This window comes from Oceanobacillus sp. FSL K6-0251 (assembly GCF_038004725.1).
GTDB lineage: Bacteria > Bacillota > Bacilli > Bacillales > Amphibacillaceae > Oceanobacillus > Oceanobacillus oncorhynchi.
Genome location: NZ_JBBORS010000001.1, coordinates 4425800 through 4441559, shown reverse-complemented (window position 1 = coordinate 4441559; position 15760 = coordinate 4425800). Strand labels below are relative to the sequence as shown.

The 15760-nt window shown below is 41.5% G+C and carries 14 protein-coding genes; 9 read left to right on the top strand and 5 right to left on the bottom strand.

Going from position 1 to position 15760, the window contains the following annotated elements; all coding sequences use genetic code 11:
* The first annotated feature begins 210 nt into the window (after positions 1–210).
* The 8 genes from MKY45_RS21655 (at position 211) to MKY45_RS21620 (ending at position 9811) form a co-directional block, all read left to right on the top strand.
* Positions 211–2118, top strand: a complete 1908-nt coding sequence (locus MKY45_RS21655) for a beta-N-acetylhexosaminidase (protein ID WP_256705275.1) — start codon at positions 211–213, stop codon at positions 2116–2118.
* A 12-nt stretch (positions 2119–2130) separates the two neighbouring features.
* Positions 2131–3144: a lactonase family protein gene (locus MKY45_RS21650; protein WP_256705274.1), complete on the top strand. Its 1014-nt coding sequence runs from the start codon at positions 2131–2133 to the stop codon at positions 3142–3144.
* Positions 3145–3411: 267 nt separating this feature from the next.
* On the top strand, positions 3412–5028 hold the full coding sequence (locus MKY45_RS21645) for an extracellular solute-binding protein (protein WP_193064477.1): 1617 nt from the start codon (positions 3412–3414) through the stop codon (positions 5026–5028).
* A 177-nt stretch (positions 5029–5205) separates the two neighbouring features.
* Positions 5206–6141 carry an ABC transporter permease gene (locus MKY45_RS21640; protein ID WP_040978049.1) on the top strand — a complete coding sequence of 312 codons (936 nt, stop codon included), beginning with the start codon at positions 5206–5208 and terminating at the stop codon, positions 6139–6141.
* 15 nt (positions 6142–6156) lie between these two features.
* Positions 6157–7053, top strand: a complete 897-nt coding sequence (locus tag MKY45_RS21635; protein ID WP_042529099.1) for a carbohydrate ABC transporter permease — start codon at positions 6157–6159, stop codon at positions 7051–7053.
* Positions 7054–7087: 34 nt separating this feature from the next.
* Positions 7088–7702: a YesL family protein gene (locus tag MKY45_RS21630; protein ID WP_341173388.1), complete on the top strand. Its 615-nt coding sequence runs from the start codon at positions 7088–7090 to the stop codon at positions 7700–7702.
* 96 nt (positions 7703–7798) lie between these two features.
* Complete coding sequence (locus MKY45_RS21625) at positions 7799–8917, top strand: amidohydrolase/deacetylase family metallohydrolase (RefSeq protein ID WP_193064478.1); 1119 nt, start codon at positions 7799–7801, stop codon at positions 8915–8917.
* 180 nt (positions 8918–9097) lie between these two features.
* Positions 9098–9811, top strand: coding sequence for a GntR family transcriptional regulator (locus tag MKY45_RS21620; RefSeq protein ID WP_306432771.1), 714 nt, complete (start codon positions 9098–9100; stop codon positions 9809–9811).
* Between the two features lie 47 nt (positions 9812–9858).
* Here MKY45_RS21620 and MKY45_RS21615 read toward each other — a convergent pair whose 3' ends face one another.
* Positions 9859–10221, bottom strand: a complete 363-nt coding sequence (locus MKY45_RS21615; RefSeq protein WP_042529107.1) for a DUF488 domain-containing protein — start codon at positions 10219–10221, stop codon at positions 9859–9861.
* Between the two features lie 164 nt (positions 10222–10385).
* Positions 10386–11831, bottom strand: a complete 1446-nt coding sequence (locus MKY45_RS21610) for a processed acidic surface protein (protein WP_341173387.1) — start codon at positions 11829–11831, stop codon at positions 10386–10388.
* Between the two features lie 224 nt (positions 11832–12055).
* Between MKY45_RS21610 and MKY45_RS21605 the strand changes: the two genes are divergently transcribed.
* Positions 12056–12778, top strand: coding sequence for a GntR family transcriptional regulator (locus MKY45_RS21605; RefSeq protein WP_256705272.1), 723 nt, complete (start codon positions 12056–12058; stop codon positions 12776–12778).
* 43 nt (positions 12779–12821) lie between these two features.
* Here MKY45_RS21605 and MKY45_RS21600 read toward each other — a convergent pair whose 3' ends face one another.
* From MKY45_RS21600 to MKY45_RS21590, 3 genes are all read right to left on the bottom strand, one after another.
* The gene (locus tag MKY45_RS21600) at positions 12822–13511 is read right to left on the bottom strand and encodes an ABC transporter ATP-binding protein (RefSeq protein ID WP_042529116.1); all 690 of its coding nucleotides are present in this window, start codon (positions 13509–13511) and stop codon (positions 12822–12824) included.
* A gap of 1 nt (position 13512) precedes the next feature.
* Positions 13513–14541: an ABC transporter permease gene (locus tag MKY45_RS21595; protein ID WP_341173386.1), complete on the bottom strand. Its 1029-nt coding sequence runs from the start codon at positions 14539–14541 to the stop codon at positions 13513–13515.
* Positions 14542–14773: 232 nt separating this feature from the next.
* Positions 14774–15754, bottom strand: a complete 981-nt coding sequence (locus MKY45_RS21590) for a LacI family DNA-binding transcriptional regulator (protein WP_042529120.1) — start codon at positions 15752–15754, stop codon at positions 14774–14776.
* Positions 15755–15760: the final 6 nt, after the last annotated feature.

Below are 15760 nucleotides of genomic sequence, written 5' to 3'. Positions count from 1 at the left end.
TTTTTCTGATGCCATAAAAAATAGATAAGAAAAATGTTGTTGAAAAAGAAGGAGTTTCCAAAAAAAAGTCGAAATTAACTACTTGAAAGGGTTTTCAAAACAATAAATTAGAATGCTGCTGTTCTCTTTAAAAGAGATTTTTTATCAAATAATACATTATAACGTTATGATTTAAAGGGAAACAGCATAGATATGAAGGGGTGATGATAAATGGAAATTTCAATTAAAGGGGATGCAGTGAGCTTACACGCAGGAATCGTAGAATTGCAGGAGGCCTATGCATTCCGTCTTGCAGAACAGGGCGGCATTGTACTGACCGGGAGGCAGGATGAGCGTATCAACGGGTTAATAATAACTTTTGATGAAGGGGGCGGCACGGTTACCTACCAAGAGCCATGCCATTTTTTCAGAGCGCTTGGCTTGATTTTAGAACAGTGGAATAAGGGAAATAAACAAATCCATATTCAAGAGACGATGCAATTCTCCAGTGTAGGGCCTATGTTTGATTTATCGCGTAATATGACGATGAAGCTATCTACGCTAAAGGACTTGATCCGGAAATTAGCGGTGATGGGACATAATACGGCAATGCTGTACATGGAGGACACGTATGAAGTAGACGGAGAGCCTTATTTTGGTTATATGCGCGGGCGTTATAGTGAACAAGAGCTGCGGGAACTGGATAATTATGCAAATCTATTTGGTATCGAGCTGATTCCTTGTATCCAGACGTTGGCGCATTTAGAGGAATTTCTGAAATGGGATGCGGCTTATACCTATAAGGATACGCGGGGTGCGCTGTTATTAGAGAGTAATGCTACGTATGATTTGCTGGACCGGATGATTGCTTCTGCGGCCAGGCCCTTCCGGAGCAATCGCATTCATATTGGTATGGACGAAGCGGAAGAGGTGGGACGAGGCAGATATTTAAATATCCATGGTTTCAAGGATCGTTTTGAACTGATGAAAGCACATCTGGATAAAATCGTGGAAATAACGGATAAGTATCAGCTGCGTGTGGTGATGTGGAGCGATATGTTTTTAAAGCTGGCTTCCGAAACGGGGGACAGCTATGACAAAACCACAGATTTACCAGAGTATATCGTGAATCAGCTGCCAGATAACGTGCAGTATATGTATTGGCAGTATGCTCAAGCAGATAGGGAGCATTATCAGCGGATGCTGCAGCAATTAAAACGGTTTGGCAGTACACCGGCATTTGCAGGGGGAATGTGGGTGTGGAATACCTTTGCCCCGAATTATCAAATCTCTCTGACTGCAAGTGAGCCGGCACTTGCTGTCTGCAAGGAGGAAGGTGTAGGCGATGTATTTGTAACGCTTTGGGGAGACGATGGCTATGAGAGCAATGTGTACCATGCACTTTATGGACTGCAATTCTATGCTGAGCATGCGTATCATACCGAAATCGATATAACCCGTGTGAAGGAACGTACGTTATTTTGTACAGGTATGGATCCAGAAGCGCTTTTGGCCTTGAATAAAATGGATCAGCCGCCAGGGGTAGACGAAGGGAACACCTTACAGACGAACCCTTCTAAATTCCTGCTATGGCAGGATGTGCTGCTGGGATTATTTGATAAACATGTCGAAAAAAATCCTGTCGGAAATTTCTATAAGAAGCTGGCGGAGGAAATCCAGCAGTATAACCAGCAGGCGTCAGAGCGCTTTTTTGATGTGCCGGAGAAGCTGTGTTGGGTCTTAGCTAAAAAAGGGGATATCGGTGTCGAACTGAAAGCAGCTTATGATGCAGGGAATCAGGAAAAGCTGCAGGAAATTGCCCGACAGGTTATCCCGGAAGTGACAGGGCGTGTGAAGGAATTGCATGCTGCGCATCGGAAGCAGTGGCTGTCGTTGAATAAACCTTTTGGGTGGGAAGTAATAGATATTCGTTATGGAGGATTATTACAGCGTTTAGATACTGCCCGCTTAAGAATCGAGGAGTATGTAAGAGGAGATTTAGAGGCAATCGATGAACTGGAGCAGGAGCGGTTATATTTCTCTCCGAATGTGGAGGAGTCCAGCGGTTTGGGCTGGTGCAGCTACTATTATCGGATGGCTTCCCCTAACGTATTTTTTCATGTATTGCCAATTTATTAAGGAGGATGCCTCATGGATAAACGGAATACAGAAGTACTTGTCGGCTGCTATGGAGAAGTAGATTTGGCATGTATTCATTGGTTGAATATACATGCTGAATCAGGTGAAGTGACACCTCTGGGGGAACAAGCCGGAATTGCTAATCCATCCTTTTTAGTGAAGCATCCGGTGAAAAACCGTGTGTATGCCATCAGTGAAGCAGCGGATGGAGAGGTAGTTTGCTATGAACTGGACTATGAAGCCCATCGTCTGAAGGAAAGAAGGCGTTTGCCGACACATGGCGGTCCGTGCTACGCGGAGGTGAGTGCCTGCGGAAAGTATTTATTTATCAGTAATTATTCGAATGCAGGTGTTGTTGTTTTTGCACTGGATGATAACGGAGATCTGCAGGAAGAAGCAGAGCATATTGCTTTTGTCTCTGAAAACAGGCAGGCTTCCCGTATCCATACCGTTCGGCAAATTCCAGAAACGTCCCTTTTCCTGCTGACGGATATTGGTAAAAGCAACATCTATCTGTATCAATGGGATGAAGAGCGGAGGAGTTTACTTCCCTTTCAAAGCTTGACAGTCCCGGAAAAAGCAGGACCGAGGCATGTAGCTTTTCACCCGGAGAAGCCAATCGTATATGTGGTCAATGAATACAAATCCACCGTATCTGTCTATCAATATGCGGTTCCGTCGGACTCTTTACAGTGCATTCAAACGGTGGAAACAGTTCGTGAAATAAGAAATTATGGAGCAGAAATTCAATTTTTGGATGGCAAGGTGATTACCTCTAATCGGGAATCAGATACATTGAGTCTTTTTAAAGTAACTGAAAATGGGTCATTGGAAAAGGAAGGCTCTATTTCTGCAGGCGGCGAATGGCCAAGACATTTTTGTAGTAACCAATGGGTAGATAATCAATTATTTGTTTGTCACCAGCACAGTAACAACCTGGCTGTTTTCAAACAAATGAATGGTACCTATTCCATGATAGATAATACATTTTCTATACAGTCTCCAGTTTGTATTGTTGCTTTATAGCATTTTGAATCCATTCTAAAAGAACAAATTGGTGAGAAAATAAGCCATCCGACAAATAAAGACAAAATATTTATATTAATCATTATAATGTTATGTTGACGTTTCAGGATAATAGTGGTACTATTTTGAATAAGCAAAATAATCCGTATGACATCTTAGACATTATTTGATTAAAGGGGGAAGGAACTAAATTAAAAAATGAAGATGGCAGTTGTTTGTTAGAAAAAGTTTGTTTTACATTTTTACCTACTTAAAAGGGGGTTCATTATGTTAAAGAAATGGTTTTTCTTCATCGCAACACTTGTTTTTGTAAGCGCTTTATATGCGTGCAGCAGCGGAGATGACGGTGATAGTAAGGAAGGCGAAGCAGCGGGCGGCGATAATGTCAATGCGACAGGGTTTCCAATCGTAGAAGAGGAATTAGAGCTCACTATCTTTGCGAACAAGCCCGCACAAAATGAAGGCAATGACTGGAATGATATTTTAATCTGGAATACGTACAGAGATTTAACAAACATTAATGTGAATTGGAATTCCGTAAGCCCGGATGCTCTGGAGGAGAATAGAAACCTGGCATTGGGCAGTGGTGACCTGCCAGATGCATTCTTCCTTGCAGAGCTGTCAAATACGGATTTATTACGATACGGTTCCCAAGGGGCGTTCCTGCCATTAAATGATTTGATTGATGAATATGCACCAAATTTAAAAGCTTTAATGGAGAATGACCCAACAATTGAAAAAGCAATTACTTTCCCTGATGGTAATATCTACTCCATGCCATCGCTCATTGAAGATGATTTTCTCTCTTTACGGCTCAGTGCAAGACCTTGGGTGAATGAGGATTGGCTGAATGAGCTGGATATGGATATTCCGGAAACGACAGGAGATTTTTATGAATATTTAAAGGCAGTAAAAGAACTTGATCCAGTAGGAAATGGGGATACGATTCCTTATGGAGGTACAGACATTGCGGAGCTTGTTCAATGGCTGTCTGGATCGTTCGGCGTAATGAACCATGGTGCCTCCAACACAAACTTGGATTTAGATCCGAATGATGACTCGAAGGTGCGCTACTATGCAACCGCTGATGAATATAGAGAGATGCTGGAATACATCCATATGCTGTACGAAGAAGGATTAATTGATCAAAGCATTTTTACCATTGAATGGGGCCAGTTCCTTGCCAATGCATCGGATAATCTATATGGAAGTATGATTTTCTATGATCCAATTGAATTATTCGGGGAAGAGATTGGCTCGCAATATAATAGTTTAGCAGCTTTAGAAGGTCCAGACGGGCATCAGTCTTATAATAAACTTTCATCCTCTGTATGGACTCCAGATAACCTGGTGATTACCAGTGAAAACCCGAACCCGGCTGCAACGGTCCGCTGGATGGATCATTTCTATGGAGATGAAGGTGCAGAGCTTTACTATATGGGTGTAGAAGGAGAAACATTTGAAATAGAAGATGGAGAAGCCGTTTATAGTGATCATATTTTGAATCCGGAGGGTGATATGACATTTGAACAGGCGATTGCCCAGGATTTAACCTGGCTTGGTTCCATCAGCGGAATTATTAAAGCAGATTACTTCCAAGGAGGAGAAACCGCACCGCAATCAATGGAAGCAGCTGAAAAAATTGAGCCGCAAGTCATTGATGAGGTATGGCCGAGGTTTACTTTCACAGAAGAGGAAAACCGTATTCTGCAATCAACAGGTGAGGACATTAATAAGTATGTAGAAGAAATGCGCGACAAGTTTATTACAGGTGATGAAGATTTAGATAACTGGGATAGCTATATCCAAACGATCGAGCAAATGGGAATGGAAGAATTGCAGGAGGTTTACCAGGCTGCATATGACCGCTATCAATCTAATTAAAGCAGAGGTTTAAAAAGGTTCATTCACATCGAGAGGGCAGTAGATCTCATGCCCTCTCTTTTTTTACAAGTGGGTACATCATGAGATGGATTACATAAGAAACAAGAATGGATTTTCGCTGCTGCTGTGTTTCATTTAGCAGGGAAATTCCATAGAAAAAAGGGGGATAACGGAAAGATGGCAAAAAATCAATCCATACAAAAGGGTAGAGGAGCCGTTATCAAAAAGAATTTTCTGCGCAACTGGCAGTTATACCTTTTCATGATGCCAGTCTTTTTGTACTTTTTTATATTTCATTATATACCAATGTACGGTGTGCAGATTGCCTTTAAGGATTATTTTGCAACACTTGGCATTTGGGGAAGCGAATGGGTCGGGTTTGAGCATTTTGAACGTTTCTTCAGCTCCTATTATTTTTGGAGACTGCTCAAAAACACCATTATTTTAAACCTGTATATGCTGGTCTTGTTCCCATTGCCGATTATTTTAGCGTTAGCATTTAATGAGCTCCGAAATGGTGCATTTAAAAAATGGACACAGACGCTGACCTATGCACCGCATTTTATATCGGTTGTCGTTGTTGTCGGGATGCTGGTAGCTTTTCTGGACCCGAATACAGGCTTGATAAATCACTTATTACGTGCGCTTGGAATGGATACGATTCCGTTTTTGACCAGTCCAGACTGGTTCCGCCATATCTTTGTATGGTCCGGTCAATGGCAGACGCTGGGATGGAGCACGATTATTTACCTTGCTGCACTGGCAGGCGTGAACCCGGAATTACATGAGGCGGCTAAAGTAGATGGTGCGACACGGATGCAGCGGATTACAAGGATTAATATTCCAAGTATTATGCCGACAATCGTTATCTTGTTTATTTTGAATATCGGTAATTTCATGCAAATCGGGTTTGAAAAGGTACTCTTAATGCAGAATACGCTGAATTCAGAGACGTCGGACGTTATTCAAACCTTTGTATATGAGACAGGGATATTGGAAGGACAATACAGCTTTGCTGCCGCTGTCGGGTTATTTGAGTCAGCTATTAATATCGTGCTTTTGATTACTGTGAACCAAATTGCACGGAAAGTTAGCGAGAACAGCCTATGGTAAGGAGGGAGATGCGTGATGTCCAGGTTCAGTTTGTCGGATAAAGCCTTTGACCGGCTCAATTTAATATTTGTTTTGCTTGTGACGTTAATCATTATTTATCCGCTGATATTTGTGATTAGTGCGTCCATCAGTGATCCTCATGCTGTAAACACAGGGAAGATGTGGCTATGGCCGGTAGATTTGACGTTTGAGGGTTTCCAGCGTGTATTTCAGAATGATGCGATTTGGACAGGATACAAAAACACCATTCTATATACAGCAGTCGGCGTCATTATTCACTTGTTTGTCCTCCTGCCGGCATCGTATGCGTTATCGCGGAAAGAATTAATGGGCAAAAAAGCCTGGCTTTGGTTTATCTTATTTACGATGCTATTCAATGGCGGATTAATTCCTACGTATTTGGTCGTCCGCAATCTGCAGATGCTGGATACGATGTGGGCGATTGTGATTCCCGGAGTAGTCGGTGCCTGGTCGATTCTCGTAGCGCGGACCTTTTTTCAGCAGACGATTCCCGATCAGCTGGTGGAAGCAGCTAAAATCGATGGAGCCAGTGATATTTATTTATTTTTTAAAGTCGTCTTGCCGTTATCGATGCCAATCATTGCTGTTATGGCATTATTTCACGGCGTTGCGTTATGGAATCAATATTTCAATGCGCTGATTTATTTGCGGAGTGAAGATAAATTTCCGCTCCAGCTTATCTTACGGCAAATTCTCATCCTGAATGAAGTGAGTGCAGACAGTGCGTCCAGTGCTGCCGGAAGCGCGCAGTCCTTTGCAGATCAAATAAAGACAGCTTCCCTTGTGAAATATGCGGTGATTATCGTATCTGCACTGCCGCTGCTGATTGTTTACCCGTTCCTGCAGCGTTTCTTTGTAAAAGGAGTATTGATAGGGTCTGTGAAGGAATAACAGTACATATACACAAAGGAAAGGAGAGGTAATGATGGCAGAGGTAGCTCGCGGATATTATAGCGTTGCGATTTGGATAACACGTTTTGCTTATCTGAATATATTATGGATTCTATTTACGATGGCAGGTCTTCTTTTCTTTGGAGTTATGCCTGCAACGGTCGCGATGTTCGCTGTTGTCCGTAAGTGGCAGCGGAGCGAGGAGGAAGTTCGGATGTTTGCAGTATTCTGGGAAATCTACCGGCAGGAATTTTGGAAAGCGAACGGTCTTGGTATTATATTGTTCGCGCTTGGCTACTTGTTTTCGGTACAATTTCAAATACTTGGTGCACAAAGCGCCTTAGTCTATCAAATGGCCCAATTTTCCGTTGTGATCGCCTTTGCGCTGCTGGCTGTATTCTTGGTTTATTTATTTCCGGTCTATGTCCATTTTAAGCTGCGAACCATACAGTACTTAAAATGGCCGCTAATTCTTGCGATTGTTCATCCGATACTCACGGTATTTTTACTGGTTTGTATTGGTGCAGGCGGTTATTTAATATTTCAAGCATTTCCGGCAGTGCTTTTCTTTTTCGGAGGCAGCCTTTCCGCTTACTTGATTACGTGGGGGGTGTCTAAAACATTTGCCAAGTATGAAGCGGCAGTCTAGAAATAATAAAATAGATAAAACGAAGCGTCATGAAGCGGGAGTTTTACAGGCGGTTTTCCGTGATAAAAAAAAAGCATGGACAGAGGGGGACGGGCGATGGTACAGGTGATTAAAAATGCATTACTTACGAATGGGCAAAAGGCAGATATTTTAATTGAAAATGGGCGAATCAAGGATGTTGTCGCAGATGCAGGCAGCTTTTATCCAGTTCTGGCAGATGCAGAAGGGATGTATGTTTCGCCTGGGTGGATTGATCTACATACACATGCTTTTCCAAAATATAAGCCTTATTGCGCTGTCCCTGATAAAATTGGTTATCAAACAGGAGTAACCACTGTAGTCGATGCGGGAAGCAGCGGAGCAGATACGATAGAGGAATTCCACCAGATTGCAAAAGCGGCAAAAACCAGAGTGCTTGCTTTTCTGAATATCTCAAGGATTGGTTTAAAACAAATGGATGAATTAGCAGATATAAATAATATTTCCTGGAACGCAATACAAAATACGGCAGCTGATTATCCTTTTTTCATTATTGGGTTAAAAGCGAGGATGAGTGCCAGCGTGGTGGGGGATAATGGATTAAAACCGCTGCATTTGGCAATTAAGTACAGCAAAGCGCTCAGGAAGCCGCTCATGGTCCATGTAGGCAGCGCCCCGCCCATGCTGGAGGAGATACTGCCTTTGTTAAAGAAAGGGGATATTCTCACACACTGTTATCATGGGAAACACGCCAATCATATTCTAAAGCCTGGAGGAGAAGTTGCCTCGGCTTTAGCGGAAGCCGTCCAAAGAGGTATCTATCTTGATGTAGGGCATGGGAAATCAAGCTTTTCCTTTCCTGTAGCCAAAAAAGCAATGGGATCAGGAATATCTTTTGATACAATCAGCACGGATATTTATGAGGAAAATCAAGTAAATGGCCCCGTGTACAGCATAGCAGCAACATTGACGAAATTCCTGGCATTGGGTTATTCATTGGAAGCGGTTATCCGTGCGGTAACAGAAATCCCGGCACAGGTTTTAAAGCAGCCGAAGCTAGGTAATTTTCACCGCGGTTCTTATGCAGAATTTACTTTTTTTACTGTCGAGCATCAACAAAAAACGCTGGTTGACTCGATGGGAAATGAAATCATCACGAACCAAGTGATTAAACCGCAGGCTGTTTATCTCGGTAATGAATATATTGAATTGGAAAAGCATTATTCCTATGAATAGCAGGGGGAAGGGACCCCTTTCCGGTTGACTACAAATTTTAGTATGAGCAGGATTCTTGGTATAATAAGAAAGTAGAAAAAGATATAACAAGCATGGGCATGCGTTCATCAGGAGATACAGTGTGAAAGTAAGGGGAATGACGGGCACGCATACAGTGGATTTGGATATAGAAAGGTAGAGATGACAATGAAGCTAAATTTAAGACAGGGATCCTTATACTTACAGGTGAAGGAGATATTGAAGGAACGAATAATTAACGGACAATATCCCAAAAACAGCTTAATTCCTTCTGAACCGGAATTAGAAAAAGAATTCGAAGTGAGTAAAATTACGATTCGCCGGGCGGTGGAACAATTAGCTCAGGAAGGATATGTGGAGAAAAAAAGCGGCATTGGGACGACAGTACTGGCGAACCAGGCTGTTTCGAAGCTTTCCAAAGGACAGCGTTTTTCTGAATATCTGATTGGGGAAGGTCATCAATTAGGTAAAAAGCTGATCGAGGTGGAAAAAGTAGACGCTATCCTGCCTGCTATCCATGATTTAGCTGGGGAAGGCGCTTATTGTGTAGAACGTCTCTATACATTAGACGATAAGCCCTACATTCATTTCAGGCATTATATTCCATCATCGATTTCCCTGCCAAATGATCCCAATGTCTTTGTCAATTCATTATACGATATGCTCTATCAGGAGGGAATCCGCTTCTTTCGGTTCAAGGATGAATTCAGCGTGGCTATCCCGGAGCCGGCTGTTGCAGAGATGCTGGAAATGGAGCTGCAGCCGTTACTGCAGCGGGAACGTTTTTCTTATGACGAGCGTGACAGGCTGGTAGAATATTCGGTTGCTTATTACCGGACAGATATCCATAAGTATATTGTTAATTTTAATGTATAGCGAAAAGCGTACCTGAAGTAAGGTACGCTTTTGCTGTGCTTATAGCATTATTTTGGGAGTTTGCTTTCCAGTACTTCCTTTAATACCAGGGCATGATTGTGTTCTTTATCTTTGGCAGCATACAATAAAATAAGTGTCTGCTGCTTTTGCAGTTTCTGGAGTTCAGCTAATTTCTTTAATTTTTCATCATCATTTAGCAGTTCTTTTTTATATGCTGATTTAAAATCTGCAAATTTTTCAGGGTCATGGTTAAACCATTTTCGTAATTCTGGCGTAGGTGTTACTTCTTTGGCCCAATCATCGAGCTCTGCGTCTTTTTTGGAAATTCCCCGCGGCCAGACTAAGTCCACTAATACACGATATCCAGAGTCGTTAGATTTTTCATAGATACGTTGCAGTTTGATAGACATTGATTATTCCGCCTTTCCAACCAGTTGATTTCTCTTTAAGTTTATCATTTATGCGATTTGGTTTCTATGGATTGGTTCAGGCTGGAATAATTATATCTCAACTTTCGCACCTAAGAATAAGCAAATATATCTTACTTTTTTAATGTGCAAATGTTGATTAATATTTATACGGTTTGCTTGCGCCTTCTTGCTAAAAACAGCAGGAACCCGCCTGCTGCAATAAATGCCAGTCCCCAGATTCCTTTTTCTGCATAATTAGAAGCAGTATCAGGGAGCTTTTCCTTTTTATCCCTATCGCTTTCAACTGTTGAGGCTGCTTCCATGTCCACGTCAGCTTCCGCTGTTTTTGGAGATTCCTTCACATAAGAAGTCTCCTCTGTTGCCGGAGGTTCTTTGTCCGGGCTTGTGATGACGGAAGGCTCTGTTTTCTTGTCTGCTTCCTTTTGAATCGCATTTCCAGTATCTATAATCGTATCAGCGTCAACTATTTCCCCGGAAATAATCAAGTCAGCAAGAAAGTCTCCTTGCAGGTTATAAATATTCGCCTTCAAGTCCGTATTTTCGAGCTTTGTTAAGCTGAATAGTGTCTGCAGGGTGATCGGCTCTTCTCCTTCGTCTGTAACAAGAACAAATTCTACATGGAACTGAAAGATATCAATCAATTCATGGAAAATAGATAATAGCTCCGTAGCTTGTCCAGGCGTTAATTCTGTCGCTTTCTCAAAATCGGAAAAAGCCATCATGCGTTCTGCTAAATTGAGCATTCTAGCAATTGTTTCATCACTGGTGATGTCTGGAATACTCCGAATATGCTCTTCCAAACGAAGCAGTTCATCCTCTGTTAAATCGAACTCCTCCATAAAAAAGCTTAAATCAAAGAAATCCTCGTCCCAAATAATTTCGCCGTCTAAATCGTTGAATAAATCATCTAAGAAAACATAGCTATGGATGTCTAGCCCGTTATCAGAGATAAGCTGCAGAACATCTTCTGTGGCCATTTCAAAATAAGGACCGACATTGCTCAAATCTTTATGGATGATTTCTCCTAAAAAGTCGGACAGCTCGTCGACCGTCTTAAAATCATTTAACTCAGATCCGTAAAGAGCTAATGCATTTTCAACATGGTCAGAAGTAACTTGAAAGCCCCGGATTGCTGTTGCTTCGGCCAGATAATCTGCAAGTTTTTGGTCAAAATCAGGCTCTCTGGGTGTTAAATTGTATAAGTAATAGTCCGTGTTCATATAAAGATCATCTAAAAAAATATAATCCTCTAAGGTTTCGCCAAACTCAGCCAGGGTTGCCCGGAGGGTACTCTGGTCAATATTATAATCACTATAAATCTGTTTTAAATTGTTACCATCTTGATGGATGACCTCTCCTAAGAAGTCTTTTAAATCGGTGACGGTATCAAAGTCCTCTAGATAGAAATCATAAAGCGACAACGAAAATGCGATATCCTCTTTGGTAACTGTAAAGCCGCGTACTTCACTAATTTCCGTTAAATAATTCTCCAAATCTTTTTGAAAGCTGTTTGATTGCGCATCTGCAGTCCCAGGTAAAACGACAAACAAAAATAAGAATAATGCAAAAATTTGTGTCGATTTCCTCATTTCTTCTCCTCTTTTCGATTAAAATAACTAGCTCAATGAGAAAATTATAGCCTTGAAATCCCTTTCTGGCAATCTATTTTTTGAAATATTTTTCAAATTTAAAAAGTATAGAGATTTCACACTGTCAAAAGAAGGATTACATCAGGAAACGTTTACAAAATATAAAGGTTATGTCACTATATTAGTATACAAGTATTCATCGATTGATAAAGGAGATATGCCGCATGAAGACATTTTATCCGAAGAAACAGCTGAGTAAGGAATCTAAGGGTGAGCAAGTGCTTGCAGAATTAAGAATGAGGATTATTTCCCGCGAAGTCAAGGCAGGAACGGTACTATCAGAAAATCAACTGGGGGCTTTATTTGATGTCAGCCGCTCTCCGGTGCGAGAAGCACTGCGTGTGCTGGCCAGTGAAAATCTTGTGCGATCCGAGCGGATGGGTGCAGTTGTTGTCGGTATCTCTGAAAAAAATATTGAAGAAATTTATGATGTCCGCTTAATGGTGGAATCCTTTACGTTTGAACGTCTATTGAAAATGCAGACAGATGTACTGGTTCAAGAATTAAGGAAAACGTTAGAGATGATGGAAATTGCAATCAAATACAAAGATGTAGATCAATTTTCTTTTCTAGATCTGGAATTTCACGAAACGGTTATTAAATACATTGACCATCATCATATTATGATGCTGTGGACGAATTTAAGACCTGTTTTGGAATGCCTGATTATTTTATCGATGCGCTACCGGATGATAACGGATGAAAAAGATTTTGAACGTGTTCTTTATAACCATGAGCTTATCGTGGAAGCCATTGATAAAAAGGAAAAGAATTTAGTGGACCTGGCTTTTGAGAGAAACTTTCATGATGTGCACAATCAAGTAGAACCTATCTGGACAGAGGAAGAGATGATGAAGACGGTAAGAGAATATAGTGCAAAAGAATAGGCAGCAAGCTATTTTAATATAAAATAGCTTGCTGCCATTATCTTCAAATTGTTTTATCTTGGACGATTTTTCCATCTTGCATTTCAATGATATGATCGGCAAAGGTCAACATGTCCATATCATGTGTAACCATTAAAACCGTAATATTTCGTTCCTTTGCGAGCCTTTGGATAAGTGTCATTACTTCTTTAGAGCGTTTGGAATCAAGGCTGGCAGTAGGCTCATCGGCAAAAAGCATTTTAGGGCTGTGAATAATCGCTCTTGCTACAGCGATGCGCTGCTTTTCTCCTCCAGATAAAGAGGCCGGATAAGCATCTTTTCGTTTCCACATATCGACCAGTTCTAAAATCTCTCTGATTTCCTTTTTCTGCGTTTGCTTGGAAAGAGGGGTTTCCGCAGTCTCCAGCATCAGAGACAGTTGTTCCTGGACGGTTAAAAAGGGAACCAGATGCGCAAATTGAAAAATAAACCCAAACTGTTTCGCCCGAATTTGACGGAGCTCTTCCCTTCGCATCGATGTCAGCTGTTGCTGCTCGAAGGAAATCTGCCCATCAGATGCTGTCTGCAATCCTGCTGCAATGGTCAGCAGGGTACTCTTGCCTGAACCGGAAGCACCGGTTAAGGCAGTAATTTTTCCTTCTGGCAGGGTAACATCAATCCCTTTTAATATCTCTTCTTTCACCTCTCCGTGAGTAAATGTTTTTTGCACGTTTTTTATCGTAAATAAACTCATTTTACATCTCTCCTTGCTGTATAGCCTGCATTGGCTCGACACGCTTAATTTGAATCCCGGACAACGTGGCTCCGATAAATCCAATGATGATAAAAACGAGAGAGAGCAGTCCTGTTGCCTGCCATGTTAAATGAAAAGGCATTCCGCTTGGCGCCAGTACTTGGAAAGTCTGGCTAATGACAATAGATAAAATCAGCGAGATCACAGAGATGATAAGCATCTGCGCCCACATCATTTGAAACAGCTTTCCTGTCTTAACACCTAATGCCTTTAATATGCCGTAAATACCCAGCTTTTGAACGTTGATCATATAGAAAAAGATGGCAAACAACATCCCGCTGATAACCAGCAGGAAGATGACAATCATATTCAGTGACATCTGTTCGGCACTGTAGCTCGGGATCGTATTTAAAAATTCACTATTTGAAAAAGCCTGCAGATTTTCGAAGGCTGGTGCATCCCCCGTGATAAATGCGAGCTGCATCGAGTCGGTATGGAAGAACGTTTGAAAATCATCCGGGTTGATAAATGCCGCCGGTGAGTGACTGTATTTTTCATGTTCTACAAATCCTGCTACCGTCAATGTCTGTTCCCACTGTTCATTTGTTATTTCATCTCCTACCGCGATTCCTTCTTCTTCCAGTGATGCATCTAAAATAACATCGCTAGCGTTGACCTCTGGAAAATAGGTGCTGTCCGTTGCTGCTACATAAGCAACGCTGCGCTGTTTATCTGCAGTGTCGATAAAATTCCCCATCTGGATTGAGAAAAACGTGGTCTCAGGCTGTTCTTCTGTTATTTCTTGCTGCTGCTCTTCTGACAGACTGGAGAAGCTGTAGGTTTCGTCTGCTTCTTCCTCCATATAAAACGTCCCGCCCGGCAAATTTTTAATCAGTGAAGCATTGTCCTGCGAGAGCCCATTTGCCAGGCCGGATATAATAAAAGTTAATAAGCTGATTAAAAAAACAATCGAGCCCAGGATGGTATAACGTAATTTATTTTTCTTCATTTCTTTCCATGCCATTTTCATCTTGCTCTAACCTCCTGAATGTTTCGTATATCCAGAAGTATATAGGGCGAATATGAACGCAATATGAACAGGAAATGTCAACAGAGGTGTTGCAAGTATTATAGGAGGGAAATAAAAAAGCCGATTTCTGTCACTTAAGTTTGAATGGAAAGATTCAAAATAAATGAAAGAATATCGACTATGTTTCATAATCTATGGAATTAATTAGCTGCGAAACGATTTACATAAACAATCAGCTGGTCTGGCCTTGCATAAATCTAACAGGTAATTGATAAAGACTATCCAGCTCCACATCTGCATTATTTATCCGTTTCATCAGTAAATCAATCAAGAGATCGACAAATTGATCAATCGGCTGTAAGATGGTCGACAGCTGCGGAAAATAGTTTTGGATAAATTCCGTCCCGTCATAACCAATTACTTTTAAATCTCCCGGGATATTAATCCCTAATTCCTGCGCTTTGTTAAGAACCAAAATGGCTGTTAAATCATCCGTACAAAAAATACTGTCTATATCCTCTTTGGATAATATCTGGCGAATTTCCGTAGCTTTTAAAAATGGAGAATGCTCCAAGGGGAAGTGGTAAACCATTGGTTCTAACTGATGCTCCTTTAATACAGATAAATAGCCTTCCAGACGCTTGTTTGTCGGTGAATCGGATTCATTCGTCCCTGTGAGGATGGCAATTTTTCTGCCGCCTCTTTGATAGAGCTGCTCCGTTGCCAGACGGCCGCCTTGATAGCTGTCGCTGGAGACAATAGGAATACCTTCTGCCAGATGACGGTCAAATGAAATAATAGGCAGCCCCACATTTTCATATTCCGGAATTCCCAGATTATGCGCTCCTGCAATAATACCATCTACTTTGTTAGCAGCGAGCATTTTTAAGTAGTCCCGTTCTTTCTCCTTGTTATTGGCGCTGTCACAAAGAATCGTTTTATATCCTTTTTCAAATAGCTTTGTCTCCATTTTGGATGCTAATTCGCCAAAAAAAGGGTGAGATACAGTAGGGAAGATCAGACCAATCAATTGTGTATCTTTTCCCTGCAGCGAGCGGGCCATCGAGTTCGGCTGGTAATTTAATTCTTCCATCGCTTTGTGTACCTTATCGATGGTTTTCTGGCTTAGGTAGCCATAATGATTAATTACCCGTGAAACGGTTGTTGCTGAAACGCCTGCCCTTTTCGCTACATCTGTCAATTTAACTCCCATGATGCT

Excerpts from the sequence above, each read along its gene's own strand:
- MKY45_RS21595 (WP_341173386.1), bottom strand. The coding sequence starts at position 14,541 with ATGAAAATGGCATGGAAAGAAATGAAGAAAAATAAATTACGTTATACC.
- MKY45_RS21620 (WP_306432771.1), top strand. The coding sequence starts at position 9,098 with ATGACAATGAAGCTAAATTTAAGACAGGGATCCTTATACTTACAGGTG.
- MKY45_RS21600 (WP_042529116.1), bottom strand. The coding sequence starts at position 13,511 with ATGAGTTTATTTACGATAAAAAACGTGCAAAAAACATTTACTCACGGA.
- MKY45_RS21590 (WP_042529120.1), bottom strand. The coding sequence starts at position 15,754 with ATGGGAGTTAAATTGACAGATGTAGCGAAAAGGGCAGGCGTTTCAGCA.
- MKY45_RS21615 (WP_042529107.1), bottom strand. The coding sequence starts at position 10,221 with ATGTCTATCAAACTGCAACGTATCTATGAAAAATCTAACGACTCTGGA.
- MKY45_RS21645 (WP_193064477.1), top strand. The coding sequence starts at position 3,412 with ATGTTAAAGAAATGGTTTTTCTTCATCGCAACACTTGTTTTTGTAAGC.
- MKY45_RS21625 (WP_193064478.1), top strand. The coding sequence starts at position 7,799 with ATGGTACAGGTGATTAAAAATGCATTACTTACGAATGGGCAAAAGGCA.
- MKY45_RS21655 (WP_256705275.1), top strand. The coding sequence starts at position 211 with ATGGAAATTTCAATTAAAGGGGATGCAGTGAGCTTACACGCAGGAATC.
- MKY45_RS21650 (WP_256705274.1), top strand. The coding sequence starts at position 2,131 with ATGGATAAACGGAATACAGAAGTACTTGTCGGCTGCTATGGAGAAGTA.
- MKY45_RS21640 (WP_040978049.1), top strand. The coding sequence starts at position 5,206 with ATGGCAAAAAATCAATCCATACAAAAGGGTAGAGGAGCCGTTATCAAA.
- MKY45_RS21635 (WP_042529099.1), top strand. The coding sequence starts at position 6,157 with ATGTCCAGGTTCAGTTTGTCGGATAAAGCCTTTGACCGGCTCAATTTA.
- MKY45_RS21605 (WP_256705272.1), top strand. The coding sequence starts at position 12,056 with ATGAAGACATTTTATCCGAAGAAACAGCTGAGTAAGGAATCTAAGGGT.
- MKY45_RS21630 (WP_341173388.1), top strand. The coding sequence starts at position 7,088 with ATGGCAGAGGTAGCTCGCGGATATTATAGCGTTGCGATTTGGATAACA.
- MKY45_RS21610 (WP_341173387.1), bottom strand. The coding sequence starts at position 11,831 with ATGAGGAAATCGACACAAATTTTTGCATTATTCTTATTTTTGTTTGTC.